5 protein-coding genes are annotated in these 6,400 nt (G+C 72.0%); 1 reads left to right on the top strand and 4 read right to left on the bottom strand.

From position 1 onward, the window contains the following. A partial coding sequence (locus HW578_RS21340; protein ID WP_198372734.1) for an FAD-binding domain-containing protein occupies window positions 1-959 on the bottom strand: 959 nt, incomplete at its 3' end. Window positions 960-1,036: 77 nt separating this feature from the next. On the opposite strand from HW578_RS21340, the gene HW578_RS21335 reads away from it, so the two are divergent. Then, window positions 1,037-1,909: a metallophosphoesterase gene (locus HW578_RS21335; RefSeq protein WP_198372733.1), complete on the top strand. Its 873-nt coding sequence runs from the start codon at window positions 1,037-1,039 to the stop codon at window positions 1,907-1,909. Here the strand turns inward: HW578_RS21335 and HW578_RS21330 are convergent. The 3 genes from HW578_RS21330 to HW578_RS21320 all read right to left on the bottom strand — a co-directional run. Beyond that, window positions 1,899-3,596 (bottom strand): acyl-CoA dehydrogenase family protein, encoded by a 1,698-nt coding sequence (locus tag HW578_RS21330; RefSeq protein WP_198372732.1) that lies wholly within the window; start codon window positions 3,594-3,596, stop codon window positions 1,899-1,901. The two genes, HW578_RS21335 and HW578_RS21330, sit on opposite strands and share 11 nt — an antisense overlap. A gap of 112 nt (window positions 3,597-3,708) precedes the next feature. Beyond that, a complete protein-coding gene (locus HW578_RS21325; protein WP_198372731.1) occupies window positions 3,709-5,109 on the bottom strand; it encodes a homospermidine synthase in 1,401 nt (466 codons plus the stop codon). A gap of 63 nt (window positions 5,110-5,172) precedes the next feature. Then, window positions 5,173-6,400, bottom strand: a 1,228-nt coding sequence (locus HW578_RS21320; RefSeq protein WP_408906261.1) for a type III PLP-dependent enzyme domain-containing protein, incomplete at its 5' end; no start/stop codon positions are given.

The following is a 6,400-nucleotide window of genomic DNA, read 5'->3' as shown; positions in this document are numbered from 1 at the left end:
ACCTCCGCGACCGCAACGCGGCGCGCCGGCACGGCAAACTGCGCACCCGCCCGCGCCAGCGCGTCGTCCAGCGCAGCCTCGGTGAAGGCCGCCGCGACCGGCGCGCAGCCCAGCGGCGAGCGCGCCTGCGGCACCGCCACCCCCGCCACCGTCACGATGCGCGTGGCGCCCAGGTCGAGGCTCTCCGGATGCAGGTCGTCCTCGTGCAGCAGCAGCAGCGCGGGGCCGTCCGGTGCGCGCGCGGGTGGCGCAAGCGGGAGGGGCGAGGGCGGCGGCCCGTCGTCGAGTGGCGCGGGGTCCTCGTCCAACTGCCCGCGCGGATCGAACCGCCCGCCGGTGTTGCGCGCGATGTTCTCCGCCCGCGCAACGTAGTGCTTGCCGCGCGTCTGCATCCCCGCCACCCAGCGCCAGGACAGCGTGTTCGACGCCGCATCGGCATCGAGCAGGTGGCGCAGGAACGCATCCGCGCCGAGCACCCAGGGCAGGCGCAACGTGAAGATCCAGATGCTGGCGAACCACATCCGCGCATGGTTGTGCAGCCAACCCGTTTCGGTCAGTTCCTGCATCCAGGCGTCGAAACAGGCGATGCCGGTCGCGCCGCGCAGGGCCGTCTCATGGCCTGGCGGCGGGTCGGCCAGCGCTCGGTCGCGCTCCTGCGTGAAGCGCGTCCAGACCGATGGCCGCATTTCCAGGCAGCCCTTCCAGTAGGTGCGCCAGAAGACCTCCTGGATGAACTTCTCCGCCGCCGGCAACCCGTGACGGGACAGCGCGGCCGACACCACCTCCTGCTCGGTCAGCAGCCGGTGGCGGATGTGCGGCGAGAGCAGCGAGACGTCGCGCCGCGCGCCCGGGCCGGGATCCTGGTTGCGCCCGGCGGCATAGGCGCGGCCCATGCGCGGGGCGAAGGCGGCGAGGCGATCCAGCGCGGCCGCGCGGGTCGGGGCAGCAATCTCGGGCATGGCGCGCATGTGGCTGGCGCGGCGGTGCGCGCAAGCCTCGCCGCAGCACCGCCATGATCGCGTGCATGATGCCGCGCATGATCGGACGGCGCGGCATCCTGGCTGGGCTTGGCGGAATGACCGCTGCCGGGGCGGGGCTCGCGGCCTATGGCTTCGGCGTCGAGCCCTTCCTGCGCCTGGCGGTGCAGCACCATCGCGTGACGCCGTCGGGCTGGCCGCCGGGCCTCGTGCTGCGCGTGGCCGCCCTGGCCGACCTGCACGCCGGCGCGCCGATGATGACTGAGGCGCGGATCGAGCAGATCGTCGGCGCCACCAACGCGCTTGCGCCGGATATCACGGTGCTGCTCGGCGATTACGGGCCGGCCTCGCGCTTCGTCACGCGCGTTCTGCCGCATGGAGACGTGGCGCGGCGGCTGGCTGCGCTGCGCGCGCGCCATGGCGTCTTCGCCATCACCGGAAACCATGACTGGTGGGAAGACCCGGTCGCCATGTCCGCCAGCCGCGGCGCGGTGCCTGCGATGGCCCGCGCGCTGGAGGCGGCCGGCATCGCCGTGCTGGGCAATCGCGCGCTGCGCGCGGGGCCTGTGCTGGTCGGCGGGCTCGATTCCACCTGGGCCTTTGGCTTCGAACGCGGCGCCGACGACCTCCCGCGGCTGCTGCGCGATGTCGCCGGCGATGCGCCGCTGCTGTTGCTGGTGCACGAGCCCGACATCTTCCCGCGCCTGCCGGCCCGCGCCGCCGTGACCTTCTGCGGGCACACGCATGGCGGGCAGGTGCGGCTGCTGGGCTATTCGCCGCGCATCCCCTCGCGCTACGGCAACCGCTACGCCTGGGGGCATGTGCGCGAGGAAGGGCGCGACCTGGTGGTCTCGGGCGGCCTCGGCACCACCACCCTGCCGGTGCGCTTCGGCGTGCCGCCCGAGATCACGCTGGTCGAGATCAGCGCGTAGCGCCGGGGTCGGGCAGCAGCGCGTCCGGAATGGCCTCGTCCAAGGCGGCCAGGGGGTCGCGCGGCAGCACGCGATGCGCCAGCACCATCGCCGCCAGCGCAGCACGCAGCGGCACGGCACGCGCCTCCCACGCCATCACGGTGGCCGAGGCGACGTTGTAGAGAGCCGTCGCGGCCTGGCGCGCCAGCACCGGCCCGCCTTCGCCGCCGGCGTGGCGCGCCAGCGCGAAGGCGCGCTCGGTTGCCGCTTCCAGCTGCGGCACTGGATCCGGCGTGTCCGCGTGCAGCGCGGCGAGATGCGCTTCCAGCGCCTCCAGCGATCCCTCCCGCGCCGCGGCGCGCAGCACGTCGAGTGCCACGATGTTCGACGTGCCCTCCCAGATCGACCCGAGATGCGCATCGCGCACCAGGCGGGCATCGGGGAAGTCCTCGATGTAGCCGCAGCCGCCGCGCACCTCCATCGCATCGCCGGTCACCACGCGCGCATCGCGGCAGGCGCGGAACTTCAGCAGCGGCGTCAGGATGCGCAGCAGCGCGTAGGCGCCCGGTTCGCCGGCATCGGATCGGCGCAGCGCCTCGGCGGTCTGGAAAACCATGGAGCGTGCCTGCTCAGCGCGGACCAGCATCTTGGCGAGCTGCCGGCGCATCAGCGGCAGGGTGACGATGGGCGCGCGGAAGGCGATGCGGCGATGGGCGATGAACAGCGCCTCGGTCACCGCGCGGCGCATCATGCCGGCGGCGCGCACGCCGTTCGACAGGCGGGAATTGTTCACCATGTCGGCCATCTGGCGCATGCCCGCGCCGGGCTCGCCGATCATCCAGGCGGTCGCACCCTGCAGCGTGATCTCGCCGGACGCCATCGATCGCGTGCCGAGCTTCTCCTTCAGTCGCACGATGCGGTAGCGGTTGGGCGTGCCGTCCGGCAGCACGCGTGGCAACAGGAACAGCGAGACGCCCTTGATGCCGGCGGGCGCGCCCTCGGGCCGTGCCAGCACCATGGCCAGTTCCGCATCGGCGTTGGAGCAGAACCATTTGTCGCCATGCAGCGCCCAGGACCCGTCGGCGTTCGGCGTTGCGGTCACGGCGGTGTTCGCGATGTCCGACCCGGCCCCCTGTTCGGTCATGAACATCGCGCCCTGGAACAGCGCGTCCATGTCCTGCGAGGTCAGCATCGGCAGGTAGCGGTCCAACAGCGCCGCATCGCCGAATTTCCGCAGCGTGCGCGTCAGGCTGTCGGTCATCGAGACGGGGCACATCAGGCCGAATTCCGCCTGCACGAACAGATAGGTGAGGGCGTATTTCGCCGCCGCCGGCATGGGGGCGGGCCAGTCGAGCACGCCGCCGCGATGCGACAGCGCCGCGAGGCCGTACTCGCCGAAGGCAAGGCGTTCCATCTCGCGATAGGCCGGGTGGTAGGCGATGGACTGCGCGTCCTCGCCGCGGCGCGTGCGATGCAGCAACTCGGGGGGATTCACATCCGCCGTGGCTGCGAGGTCCGACAGCCGCCCGCCGGCCCGCGCGCCGAGCCGGTCGAGGTGCGGCGCGAGATGCGCGAGCAGGTCCCGCGGCAGGTAGATCGGCAGCAGCGCGGCGAGGGTCGGATCGGCACGATAGAGATTGAGCCCGTGGCTGTCGGGCACGGCCTCGGCGCCGACCGGCGCCGGGCGGTTGGGGCGGATGATCGTCATGGGCGTCTCCTGCGCTTGCAGGATAGGCGCCCTCACGTGACGGGATCAAAGGGCCGTTCGGTCCTTTGCCGGGTATGGAGGGGAGAGCGGCGGCGCCCCTCCCCGGGATCGCTCATACGACGCGGAAGTTGGAGAACTGCCAGGGATCCGCGTCGGTGGCCTCCGGGAACAGCACGCCGCGATCCTGCAGCGGCGTCCAGTCCGAATAGACGCCGGCCATCTCGCCGAGATAGGGCAGGCAGATCTCGAGCGCACGCGCGTGGTCCAGCTCGTCCGCCTCGACCACGCCGGCATTCGGGTTCTCGATGGCGAAGACCATGCCCGCCAGCACGGCGACGCAGACCTGGAGCGAGGTCGCGTTGTTGTGCGGCACCAGCGCGCGTGCCTCCTCGATCGTCAGGCGCGAGCCGTACCAGTAGGCGCCCTTGGCATGCCCCATGAGCAGCACGCCGAGCTCGTCCATGCCCGAGGTGATCTCGTCCATCATCAGGCGCTGGCTGTCCTGCATCTGCCAGTTCTTGCCGGCAAGCTCGTGCACGGACAGCACCGCATCGTCGCAGGGGTGGTAGGCATAGTGGCAGGTCGGGCGGTGCAGCACGGCGCCCGAACCATCGCGCAGCGTGTAGTAGTCGGCGATCGAGATCGACTCGTTGTGCGTGATCAGGAACCCGTGCATCGGCCCTTCCAGCGGCGTCCAGGACCGAACGCGCGTGGAAGCGCCGGGGCGCATCAGGTAGATCGCCGCATCGCAGCCGAAGTCGTGGCGTCGGCCATCCGGCGGCAGCGCCTTCTCGTGGCTGCCCCAGCCGAGTTCCGCCGGCTGATTGCCCTCGCCCACGAAGCCATCGATCGACCAAGTGTTGACGAATTCGCCGCGGCGCTTCGGGCGGTCGGCGACCTGCGTGTCGCGCTCGGCGATGTGGATGACCTTGATGCCGAGGTCGGCCGCGAGCTGCGCCCAGCCCTCGCGCGTGGTCGGCACCGCGGTCGCGTGGCCGGTGTCGCGTGCGATATCGAGCATCGCCTGCTTCACGAAATGGGAGACCAGTCCGGGATTGGCGCCGTGCGTCATCACCGCGGTCGGCCCCGCGCCCTGCTTCAGCGCCAGCGCGCTCTCGCGCAGCGCGTAGTTCGACCGCTGGGAGGGCGTGAGCGACGGATCGGTATACCCGCCCGCCCAGGGCTCGACGCAGGTGTCGAGATACAGCGCACCGATCTCGCGGCACAGCTCCACCAGCGCGACCGAGGAGACATCGACCGACAGGTTGCACAGGAAGTCGCCCTTCGACAGGCGCGCGCGAAGCTCGGCTGCGTAGTTCTCCCGCGTCAGCGGCAGCACCGTGTGCGTCACGCCGTATTCCGCCGCGATGGCCGCGCCGCGATCGTCGGAGGTGACAATCTCGATGCGGTCCTTCGGCATCGCGATGTGCTTCAGGATCAGCGGCAGGACGCCCTGGCCGATCGAGCCGAAGCCAAGCATCACCAGGCGGCCGTCGAAGGCGGCGTGCTTCATCGTGGTCGTGTCCTTTCATCTCGGGCGGGCCGATGCGCCCCTCGTGCGATCGGCCCGCTCAGGTCAGGCGGCGCGGGTCTCGCCCGCCTCATAGCCCGCCGTGGCGAGCATGGGCGAATCGGTCACTTCCGTGACGAGCGCGCGGTCGAAGCCGTTGAACGCCGTGCGCAGCGCCGTGCCATAGGCGCCGAGCTGGCCGATCTCGATCCAGTCGCCCTCCCGCACATCCACCGGCAGGCTCCAGGGGCCGCGCATCACGTCGGCGCTGTCGCAGGTCGGGCCGAACAGCGTGAAGTCACGCAGCACTGCCGAGGCCGCTTCGTCTGGCCGCAGCAGCCGGTGCGGGAAGCGGAAGCCCGGCGCGCCGGCATCCGACAGCGCGCCATAGACGCCATCGTTGACATACAGCGCATCGCCGCGCCGCGCCTGCACCTGCACCACCACCGAGGCCCCGCCTGCCACAAGCGCGCGGCCGGGTTCAGCCCAGAGGCGCACGCCCGGCGGCAGCAGCGCCGCGCCGTCGCGGATCGCGTCCATGAACAGCGCCAGCGCGGGTGGCGTGCTGCCCGGATAGGCCACCGGGAAGCCGCCACCGACATCGACGATCTCGACCGCCACACCGGCGGCTGCGATCACCTGCGCCGCGAGTGCAAGCGCGCGCGTCCAGGCCGCGGGGTCCATGCACTGCGACCCGACATGAAAGGACAGGCCAAGCCGCGCGGCATGCGGGCGCGCCGCGCGCAGCAGGGCGGCCGCCTCCTCCGGCGCCGCGCCGAACTTGCCCGACAGGTCATAGGCAGCCGGGCCCTTGGGCAGCGCGAGGCGCACCACCAGGCCGAGCTCGCCCGCCCCGCCGCTGGTCTCCTCCAGGACCTTGGTCAGCTCGCCATCGGTGTCCAGCACGAAGTCGCGCACGCCATGCTGCGACCACGCGGTGCGGATGGCTGCACGGGACTTCACCGGATGCATGAAGTGGATCGCCGCTTCGGGAAACAGGCTGCGCACCAGGCGCACCTCGCCCTCCGAGGCGCAGTCGAAATGCGCGACGCCACCGGCCGCGATCGCGCGCAGCATGGTGGGCTCGGCATTGCACTTCACGGCATAGAGCACGTCCCCCGGGAAGGCGGCCACGAAGGCGCGCGCGGCATCGGTCACCGCCTGCGGGCGCAGGCAGTGGAGCGGCTCCTGCGGGCGCAGGGCCGCGACCGCGGCGTCCACCGTGAGGCGGCGTCCGGCCGTGGGGCGGCGGAGCGGTGCGCTTGGCATGGCGCGCCGGAGCGGCGCGTCCGGG

The organism is Roseomonas rosulenta, assembly GCF_016106005.1.
In the GTDB taxonomy this organism is placed as follows: Bacteria; Pseudomonadota; Alphaproteobacteria; order Acetobacterales; family Acetobacteraceae; genus Neoroseomonas; species Neoroseomonas rosulenta.
This window is presented reverse-complemented; position numbering and strand designations above follow the sequence as displayed.